Here is a 26,179-nt window from a genome sequence, read left to right as displayed (position 1 = left end):
GCTTTTTATACATAATTTCCCCCCCACGTGCAACCCCTAAAATTACAAAAAAAACAAAAAATGACATTTTCCTTAAAAAAGGGCATGATAGCCCCTATGAAAAATGAGCACACAATATCTGTTGAAGGCGCCCTACTTGGTAAGAGGCTTGATAAAATTCTGTCTGAAGCCCACCCAGATATGAGCCGTAGTTTTCTGCAAAAACTCATTAAAGATGGCCAAGTTACTTTTAATGGTACAGCCCTCACCCAACCTTCCAGTAAGATTAAAGAAGAAGGTAAGCTTATTCTTATTATTCCTGAAGCGAAGCCCTTAGATGTTGTTGCTGAAGATATTCCCCTAGAAATTCTCTATGAAGATGAACACATGCTGATGCTCAATAAACCTGCAGGCATTAGTGTTCACCCATCAGATTCAGAACCATCCGGAACCCTTGTAAACGCCCTTCTCCATCATTGTACTAACCTTTCTGGCATTGGCGGTGTAGAACGTCCTGGTATCGTTCACAGGCTTGATAAAGGCACAAGCGGAACGCTTGTTATTGCTAAAAGTGATATTGCTCATAAAACCATTAGCAAACAATTTGCTGACAGAACCACTGAGCGCTATTACCTAGCTCTATGCTACGGCAACGTCACAAAGAAAACAGATACAGTCGAGACGCTCATTGGCCGCCACCCAACAAACCGTAAAAAAATGGCCGTGGTAGAGCGTGGCGGTAAAAATGCCATTAGTACTTATACCAAGCTTGCTACTTCAGAGTGTGGCGTATTCTCACTGCTTAAATTTAAGCTCCATACTGGTAGAACCCACCAAATTCGCGTACATGCACACCATATTGGCCACCCTATTGTTGGGGATCCCGTGTATGGTAGCGCTAAAAGCCTGAAAGGTACTCATGAAGAGGTCAAAAATCTTGTCAAGTCCCTCGACCATCAAATGCTTCATGCAGCCTATTTAGGCGTAACGCATCCTGTCAGCCAGGAAAAAATAATTGTAAAAAGTCCAGTCCCTGAGGACTATTCAGCTTTATTAGACGCATTATTAATAGTGCAACCCTTTGATTTTTAAGAATTCAAGGTTTTTTGTCAGATTTTTTGTCATTTTCTTTTTTGGACCCCCTATAAGTTTTTAAGGCGCAGAATAAAAATAATCACAACAAACAAGCGCAGGGTGATTAAATAGGGAAACCGGGGGGAAAATAAACCGATGGCCGTAAATTTTGAAGACAGCAGAAGTGTACTCCAAGATTACCTAAAATCTATTCAAGATTTTGGTACTCTCGAATTTGAAGAAGAGCAAGCACTTGCCAGAAAATGGCGTGATGAAGGCAGCCGAGCATCGGCAGAACGCCTTATCAACGCACACCTTCGTCTGGTTGTAAAAGTTGCAATTGGCTTTAAAGGGTATGGACTTCCAATTACAGAAGTTATTCAAGAAGGAAACATTGGACTTATGCAAGCAGTCGCTCGCTTTGATCCAGATAAAGGTTTCAGACTTTCTACATACGCAATGTGGTGGATTCGCGCAGCGATTCAGGAGTACGTACTCCAAAACTGGTCGCTTGTAAAAATTGGTACCACAGCAGCACAAAAGAAACTGTTCTTTAACGTACGTAAGCTTCGTAACCGACTGCAAGAAGCGACAGCAGAAAACCTATCAGAAGATATGGTGAGCTTCATTGCAAACGAACTTGGCGTAAAAGAGAATGAAGTTGTGGCAATGGACCAACGCATGATGGCCAATGACCAAAGCCTGAACGGTACTGTAAACGATGATAGCGGTAGCGAATGGGTCGACTGGCTTGAAGAAAAGCGTCCAAATGCAGAGGAAGTTTTTGGTGACCGTGAAGAATCTATGAGACGCCGTAAGATGCTCCTTGGTGCGATGGAAGTGCTAGATGAGCGTGAGAAAGAGATCTTTATCTCTCGTCGCCTCACAGAGTCTGAAGTGACACCAACACTCGAAGACCTGAGCGGAAAGTTCGGTATCTCGCGTGAGCGTGTCCGCCAGCTTGAGCAACGTGCATTCCAAAAGGTTCAAAAGCACATGCATGAGCAGCTAGCCGTGGCATAGCGCTTAAGCTCTCGCTTTCTTTTATTACCAAACAAAGCCCTCAAGAGAGGGTTTTGTTGTTATGTATTATAAAGTTTTAAACTTAGGCTAAGCATATCTTCTAATGAATCCACAAGATGCAAACACTCCAAATACATTTGCTGCTTAAGGTGTGCTTTCACAAGAGCTCTTGTTCTTAGAGATTCTCCAGCAAGAGTTTCATTTTCTAAAAGGGCATCGCTCAATTTATCATCAATAAAAATAATAAGATGTTTCTGAGGATTCTTTTGAAGATTTAAAAGAGCAAATCCAATTTCTGCAAGAGAACCTAGTGCATAGCTCTCTCTTGTAATTGGGAATAAAATAATGGCATCAGAAGCCAGATGCTCCGCTTCTTCTGTTACATACTCAGGCTTCCACTCTTCTTTGTAGGGGTTATAAAAAGAAACGTTTTTTTCCTTATATACCTTTACAAATGGCTCGCGCCACCGACTTGCCCCACAACTACCAAATAGTCCAATACATTTATTCATTTTTTAAATAGCTCCACCACTTGGTCTACAAGCGTCTCCCCAAGAGATTCCGGGTCAGAAATCATCACTGCATTAGAATAGTATCGGCCGACATCGTGGCCAATACCAATCGCACAAAGCTCAATAAGTCCACCATGCTCAATACTATGAATCACCTCATTTAAATGGCGATCCAAATATCCAGTTCCATTATGACGGTCCGTTGCGTAATCCACAGGTGCTCCATCTGAAATCACCATGAGAATTTTACGTTCTTCTGGGCGCTTCATAAGGCGTGATGCCGCCCAAAGCAGAGCTTCGCCATCAATATTTTCTTTTAAAATATCATGGGCCAGCATGCCAGCAAACCTTGCACTATGGCGGCGCACAGGCATATCGGCTTTTTTATACACCACATGCAAAATATCATTTAAACGGCCAGGGTTATCAGGTTTTCCATCAGATACCCAATCGAGGCGACTTTGCCCGCCTTTCCAGCCCTGTGTGGTATAACCAAGCACTTCAACCTTCACACCGCACTGCTCCAGAGTTGTCGCAATAATATCTGCTGAAATGGCCGCCATCTCAATAGGACGTCCACGCATAGACCCTGAGTTATCAACCAATAAAGTCACTGATGTATTGGTATGTGGCTCCATATGTGGACGCTGAAACATATGCTCGCTCCCCCCAGCAATAAAGCTAGAAAGCTTACGTCCATCAAGATAACCATGATCTTTATCAAAATCCCAACCAATTTTAGCTGGTGCTAAGAGGTGCTTTTTAAGCTGATTAGTCAAACGACGCACTAAGTGCTTATGATTATCTAAAATCGCATGGTAGCGCTCTAACATAAGCTCCATTTCGCCTTTAGTTACTAAAGCCTCAATCGCAAGAACCTTGTCATAGCGTTTGGTAAATACACTGTAGCGCTCAACATTTTCGCCTGTAAGCTGAGGTCGCCCTGAAACTGCTTCAGGCTCATCCTGTTTTTTAGAATCTACACTATCTGTCAGAGAAGCGGTATCTTCTCCCTTAGACTCATCCATTTCCTCTTCACCGCTACGTGCCTCCTCCTTATCAGAAGGCATTTGCATCATGTCTGAGGTATCTTTCGTGCCATCATCAGTGCTAGAGGGCTCCTCCATATGAATATTAAGAAGCTCTAAAAGCTGGGCATATGCCAGCTGGCGTTTTTCTGGATCAGCTAAAAGTTCAGGCGCTTTTTTGAGCCACTTCTTAATATCCTTATCAAAGAGGTGCTCACTATCAGCAAGGAAGGACTTCTGCGTAGGGAGAAGCTTTTCCCCCATCGCCTGCCTAAGCGAGAGAGACAAGGCAAAAGCCTTTGTAAATAAACCATCTGCGTACTGGCCGCTATAATAGGCCACCTCTTCTCTCGCCATGGTTTTTAGATAATCTTTTGTGCCCTGAAACTCCTGTCTGCCCATATGCTCTGTACGGGCTGTTTCAAGAATCGAAATTACTCTGGCAGGTGTTTCATGCGTATGCCCCAGCCACCATAGAAAAGATTTTGTACCACCGTCCCCTACATAACGGTGCAGAAACGCAAGACGATCTGCCTGTGCACGATACATATCAGCACGTTTGTTGCTGAGCTTTTCAGGAAGTTCTGGCAGCGTAATTTCATCTGCCTCTACACGACTTTTATCTCCAAAAGAAACTGTTAAATCTGCGCGGCCAGAAAGCGCCCGCGTGGTGTGCTGCAACGCACGACGAAAAGCTTCTTTGTCCGTATGCTTAGTCAAGGAGCTGAATCTCTCCAAGCACACGTGCATAATACTCATCTAGCGTTGCTAAATCTTCTACGTCAGCACGGTTCATAAAACTTAGCTTATAAGCTTCATATACGTCTCCAAGAATGTCTGCATTCTTCGCCCACGAGATCACTGTACGCGGAGACATAACAGTTGAAATATCACCGGCTGAAAAACCAGTTCTTGTAAGCCCTGCTACCTGAACCATACGTGAAATCAGGTCTGTTTGGTTATGGAAACGCGGCACATGTGAAACTACAATTTTCACTTCAATTTCTTCACCTAAATAGTTGAGATGACTTACAATTGACCATCTATCCATCTGCGCTTGGTTAAGCGTATGCGTCCCATGGTACAGCCCTGTACCGTCTCCAAGACCTACCGTATTAGAAGTTCCCATCAAACGGAATCCAGCATGTGGATGAAGCACCTTATTTTGGTCTGGCATAGCTAGCGCTCCGTTCTCTTCAAGGAGCCTCTGAATGATAAACATCACCTCTGGACGTCCTGCATCATATTCGTCCAAAACAAGCAGCATCGGACGCTGTGTCGCCCAAGGAAGAATCCCCTCTTTAAAGGCTGTCACTTGCTTTCCTTCTTCAAGCACAATTGCGTCACGACCAATGAGATCTAAACGAGAGAGATGACCATCCAAGTTGAGGCGGTAACATGGCCAGTTCAGGCGTGCTGCCACCTGCTCAATATGAGTCGATTTACCTGTACCATGATACCCCTGGATAAGGACACGCAAGTTATGCGCAAGGCCTGCAAGAATAACTTTTGTGGTTGCAGGATCAAAATAGTAGTCATCTTGAATCTCTGGAACAAACTCATCACGTTCCACAAAACCTTGTACGTCAAAATCAACATCAAATCCAAAAAGCTTTTTGGTATCAACACTTTTCATAGTGAGTGCTTGGCTCATATATATCCTCTCTTATAGCTCGGGCATGTATTATGACAACTTTTTATGGGTTTGTGCAAAAAAGCCGCCCATAAAGGACGGCTTTTCGCATTCGTTTTACTGGTATTGACGAGGTTTGCCAAATTTCAAAGGCTTTTTCATAGGCGCGTAAGCTCGAGACGGCAAGCTTGTCATTTCTTCCAAACAGTCTTCTGCAAAACAGGCCAAGCGATGAGCAATAGCCATCTCCTCTGCAGCAACCATGATCTTGTGTAAGTATTCGGCATCCATTCCAATAAACAGGGCTTCAGCCTCTTCGCAAAACTCTGTTTTGGCAAGCTGCCGTTCACAGTCCAAAAGTTTCTGATCAATCACTTCAGCAAGACGCTCAATAAAACATTGACCGTACTTTCCTTGAACCACCATTTCAAAGTACTGATGGCTCATCATATGTGATTCGGAAACTTGTTCCATCAGATCACTAATGGTACGAACTGTTTTTGCCACGTTGCCCCAAGAGGCGCAGTACTGGTACAGAAGCCCTGCATGGCTTACAGCTGCAATAAAGGCTTTTGTACTTTGTTCTGAGCCGGGATTCAGGTGCAGATCTCCCTGCACAATTGCATAGGTCATATCAACCTCCTCTACAAAAGAAACACAGATAGACGTTATAGCTGATATAGGTCTCTCTCATACACTTTCAAGCCCTAAAACAAAAAAGCGCCGGAAATACCAGCGCTTTTAAGATGTTTAGGTTTAGATGAACTCTACACCTTGAGCCAGAGGAAGTTCTGTCCCCCAGTTCAATGTGCATGTCTGGCGACGCATGTATGCTTTCCAAGCATCAGAGCCTGACTCACGGCCACCACCAGTTTCTTTTTCACCACCAAAGGCACCACCAATTTCAGCACCAGATGTCCCAATGTTTACGTTTGCGATACCACAGTCAGAACCTCTGTGAGACAGGAAGTTCTCAGCTGTGCGCATGCTGTTTGTAAAGATCGCACTTGAGAGCCCTTGTGGCACATCGTTTTGGATCTTAATCGCTTCTTTCACATCTTTAATTGGTGTGATGTAAAGAATTGGTGCAAACACTTCTTCTTTCATCATTGGGATTGGCTTTTGGCAAAGTACGATAGCAGGCTTCACGAAGAATCCTTTACCTTCAACAACCTCACCACCACAGATCACTTTACCACCCTGCTCTTTAATCTTCTCAAGAGCATTTTGCATATGATCTACAGAGACACGGTCAATCAGTGGGCCCATAAGCGTTTTGCTATCTAGAGGGTCACCAATGCTGATGCTGCTATAAACTTTTACAAGCTTCTCAACCAGCTCATTTTCAACAGACTCATGTACAAGTACGCGGCGTGTGGTTGTGCAACGCTGACCAGCTGTACCAACAGCACCAAAGGCAATGGCACGCATCGCCATTTCCATGTCTGCATCTTCCATAACAATCAGAGCGTTGTTACCACCAAGCTCAAGGATAGACTTACCAAAGCGCTCAGCAACCACTTTACCAACACTACGGCCCATACGTGTTGAACCTGTTGCACTTACAAGTGGGAAGCGCGAGTCAGCAGCCATCTTTTCACCAAGTTTGCTGTCGTTACCGATCATCATACCCATAACACCCGGGTGACCAGCTTCGCTAAATACGCGGTGTGCAATCTTCATCATTGCAATAGAAATAAGAGGTGTTTTTTCAGAAGGTTTCCAAACCATTGTGTTACCACACACAGCAGCAATCGCAGCGTTCCAAGCCCATACAGCACATGGGAAGTTAAACGCTGTAATAATACCAACAACACCAAGTGGGTGCCATTGCTCGTACATACGGTGCTCAGGGCGCTCAGAGTGCATTGTCAGGCCGTACATTTGACGAGAAAGGCCAACAGCGAAGTCGCAAATATCAATGGCTTCTTGTACTTCACCCAGACCTTCAGAGTAAATTTTACCCATTTCTAGAGAAATCAGCTTACCAAGCGCATCTTTGTGCTCGCGTAGCGCTTCACCAAGCTGGCGAATCACATCACCACGCACAGGTGCTGGCGTCATGCGCCATGTTTCAAATGCTGTTTCAGCATCACGTACAATATTTTCGTAATCATCTTCAGTGGCGCAAAGAACTTCGCCAATACCAGTTCCCGTAGAAGGGTTAACAGATGTAAGTTTAGCGCCAGCAGGGTGCTTATTCCACTCTTTGCCAAGCGCACCAGAGAGAACTCCCGTTAGGCCCAATTCAGAAAAAATCTCTTCTACTTCAGATCGTTCAATAATAGATGCAGTGTTACCCATCCGGTCTCTCTCCTTATTCTTTTTTGTAAACTTGCCTAAGTCGCCTTTAGACAGTAGCATGCTGCCACAAGGTATGTGCCCCCACAAGGAGAAATCATGAAAAAAAACATTCTGACTAAAACATGTGCAATTGCTCTTATTGGAGCGTCAATTTCAGCCTGCGTTCCTAAGTACGCAGATGAAAAGCCTGTTATCGTGAAAAAGCATTATGGCATTTGGAATGTCTCAGATTGCATGATCTCATCAAGACGTGCAGATATCTCTTTAACTTCAGATGCACGCCTCAGTGCTGAAACATACCGTGTACGTATTAAATCAGATGTACCACTTGAAGGTATTCCTCTTGTGCGACATACCGCTCAACCCAAATATGTGCCTGCTGTAGAAGGCGCCAACGGTGTCTTTAGCTTTGATGTACCTTTCCACCCTGCTCTTGTTTCAAGACTTAACAAACAAGACGGTTTTCTCGTGATTACATATCGTCCCGCAGGTGAAGGGTCACAGAAAAAACAAGCGTACTTTGCCACGCACCAACTTGCTGACGCGCTCACAGACCTGAGCGTTAGCCCTTGCGTGAAATAAGAGCAAACATTCCGCCCCAAACCACAATATATGTGAGAATCAGGCACAGCTCAGTTTTTTGAAGGAGTGCTGTACTGTTAAAGAGCGTGAAGAAGCGCATATTTAGCCAGTTGTGAATCATAAAAATATGTAGAAGTGCTGCAAATGTTGCGCACAGAATAAACTGAACCGTACGGCCATACTTAGGTGGCAGCATTAGGCCTAAGCCACAAATCCCGCCCCAGAACATTGGGCCATAAAAGTTATCAATTTCAAGATCTCTCAGAAGAAATCCCCAACCAGAGAGAATTTTACCAAGAATCCAGAAAACAAAAACAGTTAAAGCGCTAGAAATTGCTCCTGTTCCGTATAAAAAGCAAGCCTGCATATAAAGGCGCATAGGAAAACTACGCTTTCAGTTTGTGTTCTTCAACAAGGCTTGTCAGTCTCGCCATGAGACCTTCTACACTTGTTGAAAGCACCATACCGCTAAAGGCACTCAGGTGCTCAAGACCAAGGAATCCATCAGACGCACCAATCAATGTTGTACATCCTTTACCAAGTGCGTAACCAATCTCTACACGAGAGGCTTGGTTTGCAAGGCCTTCACCCAGCCAGAATAGGCATACATCAGCACGGTCAATCGCCTGACGCTCCCACCCGACTTGGTTGGCATGGCTTACAGGGTCCATATCAGGATCAGCAAAGCTATCGCGCTTTGGCGTAATAAAGATAATTTCTTCTGATGAAAAACGGCGGTAAAAATCAAGGCGCCAATCGCGTCCTCGACAGTTTCCTCCAAGGAAAACCCGTAGGCGTCTTTCGCCTACCGGAAGGTTTTCGTCTGCTGATACCAATGTGTATGTCATACCCTCTATTATGGCGCCTCACACAAGGAAAAACCATACTTACCTTAAGACATTTTCTTCATCTTTATTCTTTTTAAAGAAGAAGCGTTGCAGAGATGTCAATTTCGGGGCATGATATGCCCTATGGATAAGAAAAATTTAAAAACACCACTTTACGATCATCACGTTCAACTTGGCGCCAAAATGGTGAGCTTTGCTGGCTATGACATGCCAATTCAATATGAGGGCATTAAAGCAGAGCACCTACATACACGCGCGTCTTGTGGTGTATTTGATGTGTCTCACATGGGGCAGTTCCTTCTGAAAGGTAAACGCGCTTGTGAAGAGATCAGTAAACTTACCCCATATAACTTTAGCCACCTCCCTGTTCATAAGTGTCGTTACACGGTTCTATGTACACCCGAAGGCGGAATTATTGATGACCTGATTGTCACCAAACTTGCAGAGGATGCCTTTTACCTTGTTGTAAACGGGGCAACACTTGATAAAGACCGTGCATGGCTCTGGGAAAACCTGCCTGCAGATGTCACTTTAGAGGATATGGCAGAATACGGCCTCATTGCTGTTCAAGGCCCCAAAGCAGAAGAAGTGATGCATCTTATTTTTGATGAAGTTGAATTTTCTGTTCTAAAGAAGATGAGCTACGTTGACGCCGCCTTTGAAGGACACCCTTGCCGCATCACTCGTACAGGCTACACAGGTGAAGATGGCTTTGAAATTAGCATTGCCAATAACATGATCCCTGCCCTTTGGGAAGACCTGATGGCAGAACCTCATGTTAAACCAATTGGCCTTGGCGCAAGAGACAGTCTCCGTTTGGAAGTTGGCTTCCCACTTTACGGCCATGACATGGATGATAAAACAACGCCACTTGAAGCCTCTCTCGGCTGGATTGTTGATAAAGCACATGACGGCTACATGGGTTGCGAGATGATTGAAGGCCAAATGAACCAAGGCCTGAAGAAAAAGCGCGTTGGCCTTACGCTTGTTGATAAAGGTATCGCTCGTGAAGGCGCTGCCATCTTCTCAGAAGACGGTGAAGAAATTGGCAAAGTCACAAGCGGTGGATTTTCTCCAACACTTGAGCGTGCCATTGCCATGGGCTACGTATCCACGTCCCACAGCGCCATGAACACACCTGTAGAAATTGATGTACGTGGCCGCAAACTAAAGGCAAAAGTTTCAAGCCTAAACCACCTAAAATAAGTTTTAATTTTAAACAAAATTTACATAAACATAGGAGCACACAAATGGATATTCCATCTCATTTGAAATACACAGCTGAACATGAATGGCTGGAAATTGAAGGCAACACAGTCACAATTGGTATTACAGATTTCGCACAAAGCTCTCTTGGCGATGTTGTGTTTGTAGAACTACCAGAAGATGGCGCTGAAGTTTCTAAAGGCGATCACTTCGCTGTTGTTGAATCTGTGAAAGCAGCCTCAGAAGTTTACACACCAATCAGCGGTAAAGTTGTTGAAGTCAACACAGAGCTTGCTGATGCACCAGACATGGTGAACTCAAACCCATTTGGCGATGCTTGGTTCGTTAAAATTGAAATGAGCGACGCTGAAGAGCTTGAAGATACCCTAGACGCAGATGCTTACACAGCATACGTTGAAGGTATCCAATAGGCCCAACTTAAAACCACAATAATAAAGGGACACCGTACGTGAGATACCTACCCCATACAGATGAAAGCAGAAAGGACATGCTGAACGCGATTGGCGCAAAGCATATTGATGAACTATATACACATGTTCCAAGTGAAACTCTTATGTCAGAGCCACTTTCCTCGCTGCCATCCCACATGGGGGAAATGCAGGTTGAATCGCATATTAAAGCCCTTGCAGAAAAGAACACACCGACATCAAAGTTGCCATCTTTCCTTGGCGGCGGGTGCTACCATCACCATATCCCTGCAAGTGTTGACCACCTGATTCAGCGCGGTGAGTTTCTCACAACATACACACCGTACCAGCCAGAGGTTTCTCAAGGTACATTGACGTATGTTTACGAGTTCCAAAACTACATCGCACGCCTAACAGGCATGGATATCGCCAACGCCTCTATGTATGACGGCGCAACAGCGGTTACTGAAGCAGCCCTTATGGCCAAACGCCTCACAAAGCGTAGCAATGTAATCGTGTACCCATGCGTACACCCTGATTACATTGATGTCCTCAAGAGTTACTCAACACATAGCAATGGCACTGTAGAGCTTGGCACTGAACCTGATGAAAATACAGCTTGTGTCATCATCCAGTCACCAAACTACTACGGCCTTGTCTTTGACCTTAAAGAGCTCCGTGAGAAGTGTGACGCCGTTGGCGCTAAACTTGTTGTGGCTGTCACTGAGATTGTATCACTTGGCCTCCTTCCCGCTCCGGAAGTTGCAGATATCGTTGCAGGTGAAGCACAAAGTATTGGCGTTCCAATGAGCTATGGTGGCCCTCACCTTGGCTTCTTTGCATGTAAAAAACAGTACATGCGTCAAATGCCGGGCAGACTTTGCGGTAAAACAGTAGATGCTGATGGTAAAGAAGGTTTTGTTCTTACACTTAACACACGTGAGCAACATATTCGCCGTGATAAAGCGACATCTAACATTTGCACAAACCAAGGCCTTTGCGCGCTAGCATTCAGCATTCACCTTAGCCTTCTTGGTGAAACAGGCTTTAAAACACTGGCTCAGCTTAACCATACACAGGCTTGTAAACTTGCAGATGCCTTAGAAAGCATTGATGGTGTTACACTGAAAACGGAAAGCTTCTTTAATGAAGTAACTGCCTCTTTCCCAATCTCTACAGAGCTTTTGAAAGACGAACTCTCTAAACACAGTATTATCGGTGGTATTCCAGTTGGTAAAACTTTGCATAGCATGGTGTTCTGTGCCACAGAGCTCACAACAGATGAAGATATTGCAAAACTCAAAGCAGCGATTGAAACCATCTTAAGTGAACACAGCACAAATGGAGGGCTTTCTCATGCCGTTTGAAACTGAACTCCTGATCCATCAAAGTGTAAAAGGTCGTTATGGCGTAGATCTGCCAACACCTGAAGTGCGTAACCGTACAGGTCTTAATGCCCGCAGTGAAATTGGCCTACCAGAAGTGAGCGAACCACAAGTGGTGCGCCACTACACACGCCTTTCTCATCAAAACTACAGCATTGATGGGAACTTTTACCCGCTAGGTTCATGCACAATGAAGCACAACCCAAGGCTCAATGAAAAACTTGCTCGCCTCGAAGGGTTTGCAAACCTGCACCCTCTTCAAAGCGAAGAGCATTCACAAGGCGCGCTTGAGCTTATTTACCAGCTCACAGATTGGCTGAAAAAGCTTTCGGGCCTTCCAGGCGTAACACTGGACCCTGCTGCAGGTGCTCACGGCGAACTCACAGGTATGATGATGATTCGCAAAGCACATGAAGCAAAAGGCAACCCGCGTAAAGTTGTTCTTGTGCCTGATAGTGCTCATGGAACAAACCCAGCAACAGCTGCCACGTGCAAATACACGATCGTCACCATTAAAACTGGTGATGATGGTATGGTGGATATGGACGCATTCAACAGCGCCATTGAAACACATGGTGAAGATATTGCAGCCTTCATGCTGACCAACCCAAGCACATGTGGCCTGTTTGAGCCGAATGTAAAAGTTATCGCTGATACACTCCATAGCATTGGCGCTTACTTCTACTGTGATGGTGCAAACTTCAATGCCATTGTTGGTAAAGTCAAGCCGGGCGATATCGGCGTAGATGTTATGCAAATTAACCTACACAAAACATTCTCAACACCACATGGTGGCGGTGGCCCAGGTAGTGGCCCTGTTATGGTGACTGAAGAGCTTGTGCCTTACCTCCCTATTCCATACGTAGAGAAGAAGGAAGACGGAACATTCACTCTCATTAAAGAGAACGAGACAACAATTGGTCGTATCAAAGGCTTCCATGGTCAATTTGGCATGATGATCCGTGCCCTTGCTTACATGATGAGCCACGGTGCTGATGGCCTACAAAAAGTGGCTGAAGATGCTGTCTTGAATGCCAACTACATTCTGCATAACCTGAAGGATGACTTCCATGTGCCATACCCTGGCCCATGCATGCACGAGTGCCTGCTCACGCATAAAAAGCAGAAGGAAAACGGTGTCACAACAATGGATATCGCCAAAGCCCTTCTCGATGCAGGCTTCCACCCTATGACGGTTTACTTCCCGCTTGTAGTAGACGGCGCAATGCTGATTGAACCAACAGAAACAGAATCACGCGAGACACTTGATGGCTTTATTGAAGCGATGAAGACAATAGCAAAACGTGCCCGCGAAGGCGATGCTGACGCATTCCACGCTCAGCCACAAACAACCTTCCGTAAACGCTTGGATGAAACAAGGGCTGCACGTAAACCGGTTCTTGTTGAAGAAAAATAAGTACCTAAAAATAAAAAGAGGCCAGCAGGCCTCTTTTTTCAGTTCATCTCAAAAAAGGTTGGCAGAAATTTATTTAGTTCAAGCTCTTATTTTAAAATGGGTACAGATATGAAAAAAGGATTTCAGCAAAGGCTAGTAGAAGAGTTAGCCAACTTTTTCTACTTCAAAGAACTGGTGGAAAGCCTTAGGAAGCTGAACAACGTTATCTGCATCATAACCGTTTACAGATGTTTCAATTTGATGCTGTGCACGAAGCTGAGACGGGCGAATAGACTCTTCGCTCTGAGGAAAACGCTTATGCATAGACGTCGCCATACGCTCGATAAGATCGCTCATATGTGCTTTTTCAGATGACGTCATTTTACGAGGCTTGCGCATATTTTTCTTCTAGCTCCGTTTCGCTAACCACAAGATAGTCCCAAACAATATCTGGCCAATCATCCATAGCAACCTCACCTTCTGTTTCAGAAGGTTCAGAACTTGGCTCTTCTACAGCCATTAACTCAAGGATCTTATCTTGCATGTTTTTTTGTTCTTATTTTTATTACAGCTACTTAATAGCTGTGTTATGGCACGTATTGCCATAACCATGTGTGAATGCTAAGCAAAATCACATTTTGTGCAGGCATGAGCATCATGCCTCTAACTAAGAACTTACCTAAAAAAAGGCGCCAATTCTAGCGCCTTAAAGGTTTATACCTGTTTGGAGATGACCCTCTGTGTTATGAGAGTCACGATTTTAATTCCTCAATCTTTTTGTAAAGTTCCGCCCCACTGAGTGGTGTTTTTTCTTTCAACATATCGCGAATTTTCTTCACTTTATACCCCTCACCTAGAAGGTTCAAAATTTCACTTTCAAGTCCCTCACTTGTAAGTAAGTGGCTCCCTTCAGCGGCAGCGTCAATCACCACAACAAACTCACCAAGCACATCTTTTCTATCTTCAAGAGAGGCACGAACTTCACTCAATGTGCCTGTCAGGTGCTCTTCATATGTTTTAGTAAGCTCACGACCAACAAAGCAGTTTCGGTTGCCCAGCAAACGCTCTACATCTGCAAGCGTTTCAAGGATGCGGTGCGGTGCTTCATAAATCACCTGACTAAACGGCAAGTTCTTCACGCTCTCAAGTAGTGCTTCTCTCGCTTTGTTTTGGCGAGGTAAAAAGCCAAGGAAGGTAAAACGATCAGACGGAAGACCTGAAAGAGCAACCCCCATTGTTAGCGCCGATGTACCGCCTGACGCTTTCACATCAATACCAGCTTCACGAGCAGCTCTGACCAACATAAACCCAGGGTCACTAATACAAGGCATGCCTGCATCGCTCACATAAGCGACGCTTTGACCTGAGGTCAGTAAATTCACAATACCTTTTACAGATGAGTGCTCGTTGTGCGCCCCATGAGACAGAAGCTTCTCTGGTTTAATGCTGTGGTTACCCAGCACACGGAGTGCTTTACGGGTATCTTCAGCAGCAATCACATCAACAGATTTCAAAATCTCAACCGCATGAGGTGTCATATCCCCATCACGACCAATTGGAACACCAACAAGCCAAAGCATTACAGCACCTCAACCTTCCAGTAAACAGTAGCACGACCACTGCCCTTCGTCAGGCGTGAGGCCCATGTGCTTGCCACATCTACCTTTTCACCTGAGGCAAAGAACTGGTGCTCTAACCATTTAAAGCCAGCCTTTTCCCAAAGTGGTTTTACATGGCTTTCTAATGTCTCAGCTGTAATTTCTGGGAGGTGGTTTGTACGAAGCGTCTCACTATCTTGCAGCGCAAAAAGGTTGACGTAAATATCACCAATGGCATTCTCTTTGAGACACTTTTTAATGCCAGTAAGAAACGCCTCATCCGCAAGAACAGTGACATCCAACAGACTCCCCCACGGGAAGTTGATGCTAAATGTATCTGCAACTGGCTGGGCAAAATCATCAGGGAGCTCAATAGCATTAGCACAGACATAACGCACATTTGCTGCCCCACCCTTTGCAGGTTTCTTTGCAGCTTTTGTCGCACCAGTTACAAGGCTGTCCCTATCGGCATCAAGGCCAATAACAAGTTCATCCTCAACCTTACGTGCACGTCGCAGCGCAAACATGCCGTCTCCTGTCCCAAAATCAATATGGACTTTCGGATACGTTTGGCATAAAGCCAGAAAGTCGTCAGAAGAAATCTCCTGACGACTTTTCTTACTTTCAATGATCTCAACCAAGAAGTATGACCTCTTAGCTATGTAGTGCGCGACCATCCACAGCAAGAGCTGCTTCTTTTGTCGCTTCACTCATTGTTGGGTGAGCATGCACACTACGCGCAATATCTTCAGCAGAAGCGCTAAATTCCATAGCAACAGCTGCTTCAGCAATCATTTCAGAGGCATTTTTACCGATAATATGCACACCAAGAACCTTATCCGTTTCTTTGTCTGCAATAATCTTCACAAAGCCGTCTTCAGCATCTACCGCAAGGGCACGACCGTTTGCGCGGAAAGCAAACTTACCAACCTTAACAGCACGTCCGCCTTCTTTGGCTTCCTCTTCAGTTTTACCAACACCAGCAATTTCAGGCTCAGTGTAAACAACCCAAGGGATACAATCGTAGTTCACATGGCCAGCAATACCAGCAATGCGCTCTACACATTCCACACCTTCTTCTTCACCCTTGTGGGCAAGCATTGGGCCTTTCACACAGTCACCAATCGCGTAAACACCTTTAACATTTGTTTGGCCGTGGTGACCCGTTTCAATCACACCACGCTCATCGTAAGCAACGCCTGCTTTATCCAGTGTTAGACTTTCAGTAAAGGCACGGCGACCAACAGCCACAAGTACTTTGTCAGCGTCTAGAACTTCTTCCTTACCGCCAACTTCAATCTTCACTTTTGCTTTCGCGCCTTTTACATCAACGCTGGCAACTTTTGCACCCATCTTAAAGTTGAGGCCTTGCTTCTTAAATAGTTTCTCAGCTTCTTTACCAAGGTCGTGATCCATCACAGCAACTGGACGCTCTGCGATATCAACAAGCGTCACTTCAGAGCCAAGGCGGCTCCATACAGAACCCATTTCAAGACCAATCACACCCGCACCGATCACAACCATTTTACCCGGTACTTTATCAAGTGAAAGTGCGTCAGTACTATCAATCACAACTTTATGGTCATACTTTGCAAACGGTAGCTCAATTGGTGTAGAGCCCGCAGCAATAATGATGTGCTCAGCTTTTACAGCAGGTTTACCGTCTACAGCAACCACACCGTCACCTTCAAGTGAACCAAAGCCGTTAATCACATCAACTTTGTTTTTCTTCATAAGGAAAGCAACACCACCAGTAAGTTTTGTGACCACTTCATCCTTACGTGCAATCATTTTCTTCACATCCATCTTTACGCCAGATGTGCTAATACCATGGCCTGCAAGATCATGCTTTGCTTCATGGTATTTTTCAGATGAGTTAAGTAGAGCTTTAGAAGGAATACAGCCAACGTTTAGGCATGTTCCACCAAGCGTTTTATCTTTTTCAATAATTGCTGTTTTAAAGCCAAGCTGTCCAGCACGGATTGCCGCTACATAACCAGCAGGGCCCGAACCAATCACAACAAGATCGTATTGTTTCATCTTTTTTTCCTATTATTTATAAAACTTAAAAAATCAAAAGTAGTGCAAGTATCGCCATAGGGATAAACGTTGCCATCATCGCTACTTGTCTAAAGCGCATTGTTTTGTAGCGCTCTTCAAACACCACAATACTATAAGCATGCGCTACGCGGCCAAGAATGAATACGCCAGCAATACTGGTCAACCAATGCTCAGCAAGTTCACTCTGAAGCTCTACAAGAGCCATCAAAATAACAACAATCGGCACATACTCAGCAAAGTTACCATGCGCACGCACAGTTCTGCGAATCAAGCCATCAGGCACATCGAGCGTTTCTTGCTCTTTCATACGGAACTTAATCACAAGGATTGAAAGCACCAAATAGAGAAGAGCAAGAAGGCCCGCAGTTAGAGACGTAATCTCTAGGTTCATCTATTACACTCCAATAAGAAGACGGCTAGGATCTTCAAGTACTTCTTTAATGTGCTTCACAAAGCTTACTGCTTCACGGCCATCAACAATACGGTGATCATATGTCATCGCAAGGTACATCATTGGACGAATTTCAATCTGACCGTTCACAACAACTGGACGCTCTTGGATTGAGTGCATACCTAGAATACCAACCTGTGGGTAATTTAGGATTGGCATGCTCATCATAGAACCAAATACACCACCGTTTGTAATTGTGAATGTACCGCCAGCCATATCGTCAGGCATCAGCTTACCGTCACGCGCTTTCGCACCAAAGTTTGCGATTGATTTCTCAATATCAGCAAAGCTCATTTGGTCAGCATCACGAATAACTGGAACAACAAGACCACGCTCAGTACTTACTGCAATACCCATGTTGTAGTAGTTCTTGTAAACAATCTCATCGCCATCAATTTCGGCGTTAAGTGCTGGCCAAGCTTTAAGGGCATCAATTGTTGCCTTTGTAAAGAAGCTCATAAAGCCAAGCTTAATATCGTTCTTCTTCACAAACTGGTCTTGGTATGACTTACGAAGTTCCATCACCTTAGAAAGGTCAACTTCGTTGTAAGTTGTCAGCATTGCTGCCGTGTTTTGAGATGTTTTCAGGCGACCTGCAATCGTTTGACGCAGCTTTGTCATCTTCACACGCTCTTCTCGCTCAGCAGTGTTTTGTTTTGCAGTTGGTGCTGGCGTAGATGCAGCCGGCGCAGATTTTTTCACGCCAGTTTTCATAAAGATCAGTACATCTTCCTTTGTAATACGACCACCTTTACCAGTACCTGGAATATCAGATGCATTCAGGCTGTTTTCTTCTACAAGACGACGCACAGCTGGAGAAAGATCATCTGGAAGAGACACTGCTTCAGTTGCTGGAGCAGCAGCTTTGGGTGCCGACGCAGTTTCAGCAGGAGCAGCTTCAGCGGCGGCTGGTGCAGCACCGCCAGTAGCGCTTTCATCAATTTCACCCATGCTATCACCAGGAGAAACCGTATCGCCCTCACCTGTCATGATCTTCATAAGCTTACCTGCTTGAGGTGCGTTTACCTCTAGGTTTACTTTATCAGTTTCAAGCTCAGCAATCAGCTCATCCTGTTCAACAAACTCACCTTCAGCTTTCAGCCATTTGGCAACGGTTGCTTCGCTGATGCTCTCGCCCATAGTTGGGGCTTCAATTTTTACAGTCATTGGAATCGTTCCTTATTAATTATTTTTAAATACTTCATCAAGAATGGCTTGCTGTTGCATAGCATGCACTTTGCTAGAACCTACAGCAGGACTTGCAGAGGCTTCACGGCCTGCGTAGCCTAGCTTACCACCAGTGAGTGGTGCAAGGTGCTCAAGCATGTACCACCAAGAACCTTGGTTCTTCGGCTCTTCTTGTGCCCATACAACATCAGCATTCTTGTATGCTTTCAGCTGTTCTTTAATTTCTTTATCAGCAAATGGGTAAAGCTCTTCAACACGAACAATCGCCACATCTTTACGCTTCAACTTTTCACGCTCAGCAGCAAGATCGTAGTAAAGCTTACCCGTACAAAGTACAAGACGCTTCACATCTTTTGCTTTAACAGTTTCATCACCAATCACACGCTGAAACTCACCTTTTGTCAGTTCACTCACTGGAGAGACAGCTTGCGGGTTACGCAGCAGGCTCTTTGGTGTCATGATCACAAGAGGCTTACGCACTGTGCGGTGCATCTGACGACGCAGCACGTGGAAGATCTGTGACGGTGTAGAAAGGTTACATACGCTCCAGTTGTTCTGTGCGCTCAACTGTAGGAAACGCTCGAGGCGACCACTTGAGTGCTCAGGACCTTGGCCTTCAAAACCATGTGGAAGCATGATAACCAAACCACTGTAACGGCGCCATTTTGTTTCACTTGAACTCACAAACTGGTCAATCATCATTTGCGCACCGTTTGCGAAATCACCAAACTGTGCTTCCCAAATTGTCAGTGTTTTTGGATCTGCAAGAGAGTAACCAAACTCAAAGCCCATAACAGCAAGCTCACTGAGCGCACTGTTAATGGCATCAAATTTAGAGCCATCTTTGCTCATTGCACCCATAGAGATATGAGGCTCGCCTGTCTCTTGATCAAAGATGTAAGCATGGCGGTGTGTAAAGGTACCGCGGCGCACATCCTGACCTGTAATACGAACATTGTAGCCTTCGTTCAAAAGTGAACCATAAGCTGCAACTTCAGCTGTACCCCAATCTAGGTTTTCCTTACCAAGCATCATTTGCTCACGACGATCAAGCAACTTGCCAATTTTACTATTCACTTTGAACCCTTTTGGAAGAGCTGTGTAAGTTTTAGCAATTGCTTTTGTTGTTGCTGCACTAATAGATGTCTTTGGCTCTTTAGAAACTTTACTTTGGAACTTCTGCCAAACATCACCACCAAACATTTCAGGCTTAACAGTTGCGCCCTTCTTGTTCGCGTCAGCGTAAGCAGTATCAAGCTGAGACTTGTAGTCCTGCTCAATTATCTTCAGGTCGCCTTCTTCGATTGCGCCTGTTTCTAGAAGTTTCGCACGGTAAATTTCATATGGAGACTTATGAGTCTTCACCTTGTTGTACATCACAGGGTTTGTGAACATTGGATCGTCACCCTCGTTGTGACCAAACTTACGGTAACAAACAAGATCTACAAATACATCTTTACCAAATGTGTTGCGGTAAGCTGTTGCAAGCTCCATTACAAAGTTACAAGCTTCAACATCATCACCATTTACGTGGAAGATTGGCACTTGCAGCATACGTGCTACGTCTGTGCAATATTGACCACTAAATGTTTCATGCTTGCTCGCAGTAAAACCAATTTGGTTGTTAATGATAATGTGAACTGTACCACCGTTTGTGAACCCTTCTAGGTTCGCAAGGTTCAGTGTTTCAGCTACAATACCTTGGCCTGCAAATGCGCTATCACCATGGATCGTTACTGGCATAACGCGCTTAAAGCCTTCTGCACCAATTTTATCTTGTTTGGCACGCGCACTTCCGCACACAACAGGGTTGACCTGCTCTAGGTGTGACGGGTTGTTATGAAGTGAAATGTGAATGTCATGTCCGCTACGTGTTGTCACATCATATGATTTACCCATGTGGTACTTCACGTCACCCATAGCAAAATCGTCTTCCATCACAAGCTTCTCATTAAAGGCAGCCATGATTTCACCAAGAGGTTTATCAAGAATGTTTGCAAGAACGTTCAGGCGGCCACGGTGAGCCATACCCATAATCACTTCAGATACGCCAGAGTCACCAGCAACATCAAGCATAGTATCCAGCATTGGAATAAGAGCTTCACCACCTTCAACAGAGAAGCGCTTCATACCCACAAATTTTGTGTGAAGGAATTTTTCAAACTGACTCGCTACAACAAGCCCCTTAAACATACGGCGCTTTTGGTCTTTAGAGTAACTTGGCAGGTTGTGCGTTTTTTCCATACGCTCTGCAAGCCACTTGCGCTCTTCACGCTCAGATGTCAGTGCATACTGAACACCAATACGGTTACAGTAAGTTGTTTTAAGAGCGTCAACCACTTCACTTAGTTTACCTGTACCAGATGGCAGTAGACCATCACTGTCTACTGTTTGGTTCAGGTCAGCGTCAGTCAGGTTGAATGCTGCAAGACTCAAGTCTGCGCCAAGTTCTGGCTGCTCAGATAGAGGATCCAAATGTGCATATTTATGACCGTGATTACGGTACGCGTTAATCATACGAGAGACGCGATTTTGAAGAGAACCCTCAACATTGCTAGATGCACTTGGCATCTTCTTAGTCACGATATCTTGGCCAGTTTTTACACTTTCAAAGAAAGTACGCCATTCGTGAGAAACAGAGTTAGGGTCTTGTTGAAATTGCTCGAAAAGAGTTTCTACATAGTCCGAGTTGGACGCATACATAGTGCTGAAACGATCCACAGCGCATGCCTTTATTTTTTGTTATTGTCTAGACAGCGCTTATTCTAACAGGCGCCGCGACGTTAAACAAGTTTAAGGGGCATGAAATTTAAGATTTCGCCGAAAGCTCTTTAAGGAATGTGTCCGCACCATCTAAAACAGTCTGCTTTTCTGTTTGTGGGTTCTCGACCATCAGGTCATGCGGGTACTTTCCCCGTAGCCATGTACGCTGACGTTTTGCATAGCGACGCATTTGCTGGGAGACCTTTTCCACAAGCTCATTCCAAGGCAGCTTTCCATCAAAATAATCGTAAAAATCAGGTGCACCAATACTGGTCATGGCCGGTAGGTTCAGAGGGTATTTTTTGTCATACAGAGCACGCATCTCGGCCTCAACACCATCATCCACCATAATATCAAAGCGCAAGTTAATACGATCAATCAAACGCTGACGTTCTGGGTTTAAAGCAATATAATAAGGTGCACATTCTAGTGCCCCTACCCTTGGCAGTTTTTGCCACTCTACAATACTTTGCCCTGTCACTAAAAAGACAGAAAGCGCACGTACAATCTTTTGTCGGTCTAACGCATCAATTTGCTTTGCAGCTGCAGCATCTTTTTCTGAAAGCTCAGTGTAAAGCGCTTCCGTTTCACGCTCATTCAACTGCTCAATCAAACCTTCATCAATCTCAGGAATCGGCGAAAGCCCCTCAAGTAAAGACTGAATATAAAAACCAGTACCACCCAGAAGAATTGGAACCTTTCCGCGGCCCCAAATTTCCTCACAGGTCTTTTTTGCCATCTCTGCATATTTTAAAGCATCACATTTTTCACTCACTTCAAGCACTTCATAAAGGTGATGCGGCGCGCCTGCTTGCTCTTCAGCAGTTGGCATCGCTGTAATAATTGGCATCTCTTTATACAGCTGGCGACTATCAATATTCACCACCTCACCGCCAACATGGTTAGCGAGATCAACACCCAGAGATGTTTTACCAGAAGCCGTAGGCCCGAAAAGAACAATAAGGGGGCGTCTCGCCCCCTTATGTGTTTGAGTTTTGATCACTCTTCCTCTTCCTTCACTTTAAGCGCAAGGAACAGGTTGTTGCCGCCCCTGCGAACCAGCACCAGTGCAGTTGTATCTGCATCATCTAGCGCCTTTTTCACATCAGCAACAGCATTCACGTCATCGCCTGCAACTTTCACCAGCACATCACCACGACGAATACCAGACTGAGCTGCCATGCTACCGCGCTCAACTTCAAGAACAGCAACACCTCTTTGATCCTTCTCAAGAGAGAGTTGCTCTCTCAGTTTAGAGTTAAGAGGCTTCAGCGTCATACCAAGAAGGCCATCAGATGAAGCCTTTTCAGTCTTCTCTTCTTGAGCATCTTGCTCGTCAAGCTCTTCAATTGTAATATTGAGCATCACATCTTTTTCACCGCGACGCACAAGAACTTTCACATTTTTACCAATTGCTGTTTCAGCAACCTGCTTTGGAAGATCGTTCATTTTCTCAACACTGACACCGTCAAAGTTTAGAATCACATCACCAGACTGCAAACCACCCTTCTCAGCAGGGCTACCCTCAACAACCTCAGCAATGAGTGCACCTTTTGGATTATCCAAGCCAAGCGCATCAGCAAGGTCAGTTGTCACGGTTTGAATTTGCACACCGAGCCATCCACGAATTGGGCGACCATGCTCTTTAATCTGCTCAGAAATTAATTTAACCGTGTTAATCGGCACAGCAAAACCAATCCCTTGATAGCCGCCTGTACGGCTAAGAATCGCTGTATTAATACCAATCACTTCACCTTCACTGTTAAACAGTGGGCCACCTGAGTTACCCGGGTTAATAGCTGCATCTGTTTGGATAAAGTCATCATAAGGGCCTTGGTTAATGTTACGACCAGTCGCACTTACAATACCCGCAGTTACACTGCTTGCGAGACCAAACGGGTTACCAATGGCAAGCACCCAGTCTCCAACACGCATTGCGTCACTGTTTCCAAGTGGTGCAACAGGAAGGTCCTCACCCTGTGTATCAACTTTCAGGAGCGCAATATCGTTTTTAGGGTCAGAACCAATAAGCTCTGCCTTAAACTCACGAGAGTATCCATCAACTTTGACCAGAATATCGTCAGCACCTTTAACAACATGGTAGTTCGTAAAGATAAGACCATCCTTTTCAACAATCACACCAGAACCAAGAGAGCTCTGTGGACGGCGCTGTTTTGGCTGCATACCCGGCATACCTCCAAAGAAGTGTTCAAAAGGTGTCCCTTTAAGCTCAGGTGGAATCTCCGGCAGACTCTTTGCCTCAACAGGCTTAGGCGCTGTTTTTGTTGAAATGTTTACAACTGTATTTTGGTACTTTTCAATCAGTGGTGCAAAACTCTTTGGCATAGCATGCGCAGTTGAGCTTACAAGTACAATAGAAAGGGCAAGTATAGCTTGCTTCATCATGGGATTATGACTCCTCTTTTATCTATATTTACTAATTCACTACTTACTAAATTGCTTGAAAAAGCTCATATCGCTATCAAGCACCATATATGTGTTCTCACCCTTTAGGCCTGCACGGTAGGCATCAAGAGAACGCATAAAGCTGTAAAATTCAGGATCCTTGTTAAACGCAGTCCCTGTGATTTTAATAGAGAGCGCATCTCCTTCACCACGTAATTTTTCACTATCACGGTTTGCTTCTGCAAGGAGAATTGTACGTTGCTTATCCGCATCTGCACGGATCTTCTGTGCTTCCTCTTCACCCTGCGCGCGAATCTCTTTAGATTCCTTCTCACGCTCAGCGCGCATACGTTGATAAATCGCACGAGAGTTCTCTTCAGGAAGGTCAGAGCGCTTAATACGCACATCAACAATTTCAACACCAAGAGGCTCAGCCTGTACGCGTGCATTTTCAAGAATGCTTTGCATCATCTTCGCACGGTCACCTGATACAATCTCAACAAGATCTTCACGACCAAGGTAAGAGCGCATCGCAGAGTTAACAATAATGTTAATACGCTCAAGGGCTAGGTTTTCGTTACGCACAGATTCGTAGAACTTACGTGCGTTTACAATTTGCCAGCGTGTAAAGCTATCAACCAGAAGACGTTTCTTATCTTTTGTTACGTACTCAGTTGGTGTCGCATCTGTTTCAAGAATACGCTTATCAAACATCACAATGTTTTGAATGAAAGGTACTTTAAACTTAAGGCCTGGCTCACTAATAAGGCGATCAACCTTACCAAGAGTCAACACCATTGCTTGGTTTGTTTCTTTAACAATAAACAGCGAATTCATACCAATAATGACAGCAATCGCTAGACCAATCAGGCCAATAGTATGGATAGGTTTCATTAGCGGCGCCCTCCTTCTTTCATGCGATCCAGAGGTAGGTATGGTAGAACGTTACCGCCCGCACCTTCTGTAATCACAACTTTTTGCGTATTCGCCATAACCTCTTGCATTGTTTCAAGGTATAGGCGCTCTTTCGTTACTTCTTTTGCACCACGGTACTCTTTCAACTGAGCGCTAAAGCGTGCCGCGGCACCCTCTGCCTCAGAAACACGAGCACTCTTGTAAGCTTCTGCTTCTTGTAAAATTTGAGCAGCTTCACCACGTGCACGTGGAAGAATGTCATTGGCGTAACCAATGGCTTCGTTCTGCGCGCGCTCTTTATCGGCACGGGCAGCCTGTACATCACGGAAGGCATCAATAACTGGCGCAGGTGGGTTAACCTGTTGAAGTTCAACACCAGAAATCACCACACCCATTTCATATTCGTCCGCCACACTCTGAATCAGAGAACGAACTTCTTCCTGAATCATTGCACGGTTTTCAGTAAGCGCATCATCAATCGGGTGCTTACCAATCACTTCACGCATCGCACTCTCTGCAATGTTCTTAAGTGCACTGTTTGGGTTAGACACTTTAAATAGGTAGTTTTCAGGGATACCAATACGCCAACGTACAGTAAAATCTAGGTCAACGATGTTCTCATCACCTGTCAGCATGAGTGACTCTTGCTTAATATCAACAATCTGATCATCACGAAGTCTCTGACGCATCTGCTGACCAAAAACAGCACCCACATTACGACTACCTCTAAAGCCAACTTCAACAATGTTTTCCGTTGTTACTTTAGGCTTAATCACAGTTTCAATTGGGTATGGAAGGTGGTAGTTAGGGCCTGGCTCAGTTACCGTTTTCACGTATTCACCAAAACGTAGAACAACACCGTTCTCATCAGGCTGTACAATGTAAATACCGCTGGCAAGCCATACAAATGTAAGACCGGCAAGAACAAGGCCAAGCACCTTACCGCCGCCTTCACCACCAGAGCCGCCACGCCCGCCCATCATGTGCTTCATACGGTTTTGAGCTTCACGCAAAACATCATCAATATCAGGGCCGCCCGGACGGTACCCACCGCCACCAGAAGGACGCTTACCGCCACCTTTAGGTGAATCACCCCACGGGTTTCCACGTTTACTCATCATAATGGAACTTAAAATAGACATATTATTTCCTTGTTCTTTTTCTTAAATGTTTAAGAGGTTGGGCTAACTTCATAGTTATTTGACGCAGCGTGGCTGTGGCAAATTTTAAAACGAAGTGATCAAATAGTGTTTCCGCAAATTTTCGTGGCATTCCCACAAAAGCTTAAGGAAACCTATTTGGGTAACATTTGAAACGCCACCCTCTGGGCAGGCTATTTAAATTGCGACCTTTTAAATTTTTCATTGGTCATATAACTATAATATATTCCCTCTTCAAA

The 26,179-nt window shown here is 44.9% G+C and carries 26 protein-coding genes; 7 read left to right on the top strand and 19 right to left on the bottom strand.

From position 1 onward, the window contains the following. Positions 1-96 precede the first annotated feature (96 nt). Positions 97-1,071: an RluA family pseudouridine synthase gene (locus VX730_00820; GenBank protein MEC9290924.1), complete on the top strand. Its 975-nt coding sequence runs from the start codon at positions 97-99 to the stop codon at positions 1,069-1,071. Between the two features lie 138 nt (positions 1,072-1,209). Continuing rightward, positions 1,210-2,076, top strand: coding sequence for an RNA polymerase sigma factor RpoH (gene rpoH / locus VX730_00815; protein MEC9290923.1), 867 nt, complete (start codon positions 1,210-1,212; stop codon positions 2,074-2,076). Between the two features lie 59 nt (positions 2,077-2,135). Here rpoH and VX730_00810 read toward each other — a convergent pair whose 3' ends face one another. The 5 genes from VX730_00810 to VX730_00790 all read right to left on the bottom strand — a co-directional run bounded on the left by VX730_00810 (position 2,136) and on the right by VX730_00790 (position 7,553). Then, entirely contained in the window at positions 2,136-2,588 is a 453-nt protein-coding gene (locus tag VX730_00810) for a hypothetical protein (protein ID MEC9290922.1), read from the bottom strand. Next, complete coding sequence (locus VX730_00805) at positions 2,585-4,336, bottom strand: hypothetical protein (GenBank protein MEC9290921.1); 1,752 nt, start codon at positions 4,334-4,336, stop codon at positions 2,585-2,587. Before VX730_00805 ends, VX730_00810 begins: the two co-directional genes overlap by 4 nt. After that, on the bottom strand, positions 4,329-5,270 hold the full coding sequence (locus tag VX730_00800) for an AAA family ATPase (protein MEC9290920.1): 942 nt from the start codon (positions 5,268-5,270) through the stop codon (positions 4,329-4,331). The genes VX730_00805 and VX730_00800 overlap by 8 nt, the downstream gene beginning before the upstream one ends. A gap of 96 nt (positions 5,271-5,366) precedes the next feature. Next, positions 5,367-5,882, bottom strand: a complete 516-nt coding sequence (locus VX730_00795; GenBank protein ID MEC9290919.1) for a hypothetical protein — start codon at positions 5,880-5,882, stop codon at positions 5,367-5,369. A gap of 123 nt (positions 5,883-6,005) precedes the next feature. Then, positions 6,006-7,553: an aldehyde dehydrogenase family protein gene (locus VX730_00790; protein ID MEC9290918.1), complete on the bottom strand. Its 1,548-nt coding sequence runs from the start codon at positions 7,551-7,553 to the stop codon at positions 6,006-6,008. A gap of 96 nt (positions 7,554-7,649) precedes the next feature. Here VX730_00790 and VX730_00785 point away from each other — a divergent pair, with 96 nt between their 5' ends. Continuing rightward, positions 7,650-8,135, top strand: a complete 486-nt coding sequence (locus VX730_00785; protein ID MEC9290917.1) for a hypothetical protein — start codon at positions 7,650-7,652, stop codon at positions 8,133-8,135. Here VX730_00785 and VX730_00780 read toward each other — a convergent pair. Beyond that, positions 8,116-8,514, bottom strand: coding sequence for a hypothetical protein (locus VX730_00780; GenBank protein MEC9290916.1), 399 nt, complete (start codon positions 8,512-8,514; stop codon positions 8,116-8,118). The genes VX730_00785 and VX730_00780 overlap by 20 nt on opposite strands. A gap of 7 nt (positions 8,515-8,521) precedes the next feature. Further along, positions 8,522-8,983 (bottom strand): nucleoside 2-deoxyribosyltransferase domain-containing protein, encoded by a 462-nt coding sequence (locus VX730_00775; protein ID MEC9290915.1) that lies wholly within the window; start codon positions 8,981-8,983, stop codon positions 8,522-8,524. A 123-nt stretch (positions 8,984-9,106) separates the two neighbouring features. Between VX730_00775 and gcvT the strand changes: the two genes are divergently transcribed. Genes gcvT through gcvPB form a run of 4 tightly spaced genes read left to right on the top strand, consistent with a single transcriptional unit; the run spans position 9,107 to position 13,419 of the window. Beyond that, complete coding sequence (gcvT, locus tag VX730_00770; GenBank protein MEC9290914.1) at positions 9,107-10,189, top strand: glycine cleavage system aminomethyltransferase GcvT; 1,083 nt, start codon at positions 9,107-9,109, stop codon at positions 10,187-10,189. 44 nt (positions 10,190-10,233) lie between these two features. Then, positions 10,234-10,620 (top strand): glycine cleavage system protein GcvH, encoded by a 387-nt coding sequence (gene gcvH / locus VX730_00765; GenBank protein ID MEC9290913.1) that lies wholly within the window; start codon positions 10,234-10,236, stop codon positions 10,618-10,620. A gap of 38 nt (positions 10,621-10,658) precedes the next feature. Then, a complete protein-coding gene (gene gcvPA / locus VX730_00760) occupies positions 10,659-11,984 on the top strand; it encodes an aminomethyl-transferring glycine dehydrogenase subunit GcvPA (protein MEC9290912.1) in 1,326 nt (441 codons plus the stop codon). Then, entirely contained in the window at positions 11,974-13,419 is a 1,446-nt protein-coding gene (gcvPB, locus tag VX730_00755; GenBank protein ID MEC9290911.1) for an aminomethyl-transferring glycine dehydrogenase subunit GcvPB, read from the top strand. The genes gcvPA and gcvPB overlap by 11 nt, the downstream gene beginning before the upstream one ends. Positions 13,420-13,563: 144 nt before the next feature. On the opposite strand, the gene VX730_00750 is transcribed toward gcvPB, so the two are convergent. The 12 genes from VX730_00750 to hflK form a co-directional block, all read right to left on the bottom strand. Beyond that, on the bottom strand, positions 13,564-13,755 hold the full coding sequence (locus VX730_00750; protein ID MEC9290910.1) for a hypothetical protein: 192 nt from the start codon (positions 13,753-13,755) through the stop codon (positions 13,564-13,566). A 25-nt stretch (positions 13,756-13,780) separates the two neighbouring features. Beyond that, positions 13,781-13,942: a hypothetical protein gene (locus tag VX730_00745; protein ID MEC9290909.1), complete on the bottom strand. Its 162-nt coding sequence runs from the start codon at positions 13,940-13,942 to the stop codon at positions 13,781-13,783. A gap of 208 nt (positions 13,943-14,150) precedes the next feature. After that, entirely contained in the window at positions 14,151-14,978 is an 828-nt protein-coding gene (rsmI, locus tag VX730_00740; protein ID MEC9290908.1) for a 16S rRNA (cytidine(1402)-2'-O)-methyltransferase, read from the bottom strand. Then, positions 14,978-15,637 carry a class I SAM-dependent methyltransferase gene (locus VX730_00735; GenBank protein MEC9290907.1) on the bottom strand — a complete coding sequence of 220 codons (660 nt, stop codon included), beginning with the start codon at positions 15,635-15,637 and terminating at the stop codon, positions 14,978-14,980. The genes rsmI and VX730_00735 overlap by 1 nt, the downstream gene beginning before the upstream one ends. Before the next feature lie 13 nt (positions 15,638-15,650). Continuing rightward, complete coding sequence (gene lpdA / locus VX730_00730; protein MEC9290906.1) at positions 15,651-17,036, bottom strand: dihydrolipoyl dehydrogenase; 1,386 nt, start codon at positions 17,034-17,036, stop codon at positions 15,651-15,653. A 25-nt stretch (positions 17,037-17,061) separates the two neighbouring features. Then, positions 17,062-17,448 carry an MAPEG family protein gene (locus tag VX730_00725; protein MEC9290905.1) on the bottom strand — a complete coding sequence of 129 codons (387 nt, stop codon included), beginning with the start codon at positions 17,446-17,448 and terminating at the stop codon, positions 17,062-17,064. A 3-nt stretch (positions 17,449-17,451) separates the two neighbouring features. Further along, positions 17,452-18,675 carry a 2-oxoglutarate dehydrogenase complex dihydrolipoyllysine-residue succinyltransferase gene (odhB, locus tag VX730_00720; protein MEC9290904.1) on the bottom strand — a complete coding sequence of 408 codons (1,224 nt, stop codon included), beginning with the start codon at positions 18,673-18,675 and terminating at the stop codon, positions 17,452-17,454. 15 nt (positions 18,676-18,690) lie between these two features. Continuing rightward, positions 18,691-21,417 (bottom strand): 2-oxoglutarate dehydrogenase E1 component, encoded by a 2,727-nt coding sequence (locus tag VX730_00715; protein MEC9290903.1) that lies wholly within the window; start codon positions 21,415-21,417, stop codon positions 18,691-18,693. Positions 21,418-21,505: 88 nt separating this feature from the next. Beyond that, positions 21,506-22,462 carry a tRNA (adenosine(37)-N6)-dimethylallyltransferase MiaA gene (miaA, locus tag VX730_00710; protein MEC9290902.1) on the bottom strand — a complete coding sequence of 319 codons (957 nt, stop codon included), beginning with the start codon at positions 22,460-22,462 and terminating at the stop codon, positions 21,506-21,508. Then, the gene (locus VX730_00705) at positions 22,459-23,865 is read right to left on the bottom strand and encodes a DegQ family serine endoprotease (protein ID MEC9290901.1); all 1,407 of its coding nucleotides are present in this window, start codon (positions 23,863-23,865) and stop codon (positions 22,459-22,461) included. Before VX730_00705 ends, miaA begins: the two co-directional genes overlap by 4 nt. 39 nt (positions 23,866-23,904) lie before the next feature. After that, positions 23,905-24,759 carry a protease modulator HflC gene (hflC, locus tag VX730_00700; protein ID MEC9290900.1) on the bottom strand — a complete coding sequence of 285 codons (855 nt, stop codon included), beginning with the start codon at positions 24,757-24,759 and terminating at the stop codon, positions 23,905-23,907. Continuing rightward, positions 24,759-25,922, bottom strand: coding sequence for an FtsH protease activity modulator HflK (gene hflK / locus VX730_00695; GenBank protein ID MEC9290899.1), 1,164 nt, complete (start codon positions 25,920-25,922; stop codon positions 24,759-24,761). Before hflK ends, hflC begins: the two co-directional genes overlap by 1 nt. Positions 25,923-26,179: the final 257 nt, after the last annotated feature.

The sequence above is a fragment of the Pseudomonadota bacterium genome (assembly GCA_036141575.1).
GTDB lineage: Bacteria > Pseudomonadota > Alphaproteobacteria > UBA2136 > JAPKEQ01 > JAPKEQ01.
The sequence above is the reverse complement of the archived record's forward strand: the minus strand, read 5'-3'. Positions and strand labels throughout refer to the sequence as shown.

Bases quoted from the DNA above. Each gene is read 5' to 3' on its own strand.
- gcvPB (MEC9290911.1), top strand. From the start codon at position 11,974: ATGCCGTTTGAAACTGAACTCCTGATCCATCAAAGTGTAAAAGGTCGT.
- VX730_00775 (MEC9290915.1), bottom strand. From the start codon at position 8,983: ATGACATACACATTGGTATCAGCAGACGAAAACCTTCCGGTAGGCGAA.
- VX730_00795 (MEC9290919.1), bottom strand. From the start codon at position 5,882: ATGACCTATGCAATTGTGCAGGGAGATCTGCACCTGAATCCCGGCTCA.
- VX730_00785 (MEC9290917.1), top strand. From the start codon at position 7,650: ATGAAAAAAAACATTCTGACTAAAACATGTGCAATTGCTCTTATTGGA.
- lpdA (MEC9290906.1), bottom strand. From the start codon at position 17,036: ATGAAACAATACGATCTTGTTGTGATTGGTTCGGGCCCTGCTGGTTAT.
- rsmI (MEC9290908.1), bottom strand. From the start codon at position 14,978: ATGCTTTGGCTTGTTGGTGTTCCAATTGGTCGTGATGGGGATATGACA.
- VX730_00705 (MEC9290901.1), bottom strand. From the start codon at position 23,865: ATGATGAAGCAAGCTATACTTGCCCTTTCTATTGTACTTGTAAGCTCA.
- odhB (MEC9290904.1), bottom strand. From the start codon at position 18,675: ATGACTGTAAAAATTGAAGCCCCAACTATGGGCGAGAGCATCAGCGAA.
- VX730_00725 (MEC9290905.1), bottom strand. From the start codon at position 17,448: ATGAACCTAGAGATTACGTCTCTAACTGCGGGCCTTCTTGCTCTTCTC.
- VX730_00745 (MEC9290909.1), bottom strand. From the start codon at position 13,942: ATGCAAGATAAGATCCTTGAGTTAATGGCTGTAGAAGAGCCAAGTTCT.
- VX730_00790 (MEC9290918.1), bottom strand. From the start codon at position 7,553: ATGGGTAACACTGCATCTATTATTGAACGATCTGAAGTAGAAGAGATT.
- hflK (MEC9290899.1), bottom strand. From the start codon at position 25,922: ATGTCTATTTTAAGTTCCATTATGATGAGTAAACGTGGAAACCCGTGG.
- gcvT (MEC9290914.1), top strand. From the start codon at position 9,107: ATGGATAAGAAAAATTTAAAAACACCACTTTACGATCATCACGTTCAA.
- hflC (MEC9290900.1), bottom strand. From the start codon at position 24,759: ATGAAACCTATCCATACTATTGGCCTGATTGGTCTAGCGATTGCTGTC.
- VX730_00750 (MEC9290910.1), bottom strand. From the start codon at position 13,755: ATGAGCGATCTTATCGAGCGTATGGCGACGTCTATGCATAAGCGTTTT.
- VX730_00780 (MEC9290916.1), bottom strand. From the start codon at position 8,514: ATGCGCCTTTATATGCAGGCTTGCTTTTTATACGGAACAGGAGCAATT.
- rpoH (MEC9290923.1), top strand. From the start codon at position 1,210: ATGGCCGTAAATTTTGAAGACAGCAGAAGTGTACTCCAAGATTACCTA.
- gcvH (MEC9290913.1), top strand. From the start codon at position 10,234: ATGGATATTCCATCTCATTTGAAATACACAGCTGAACATGAATGGCTG.
- VX730_00820 (MEC9290924.1), top strand. From the start codon at position 97: ATGAAAAATGAGCACACAATATCTGTTGAAGGCGCCCTACTTGGTAAG.
- VX730_00800 (MEC9290920.1), bottom strand. From the start codon at position 5,270: ATGAGCCAAGCACTCACTATGAAAAGTGTTGATACCAAAAAGCTTTTT.
- VX730_00810 (MEC9290922.1), bottom strand. From the start codon at position 2,588: ATGAATAAATGTATTGGACTATTTGGTAGTTGTGGGGCAAGTCGGTGG.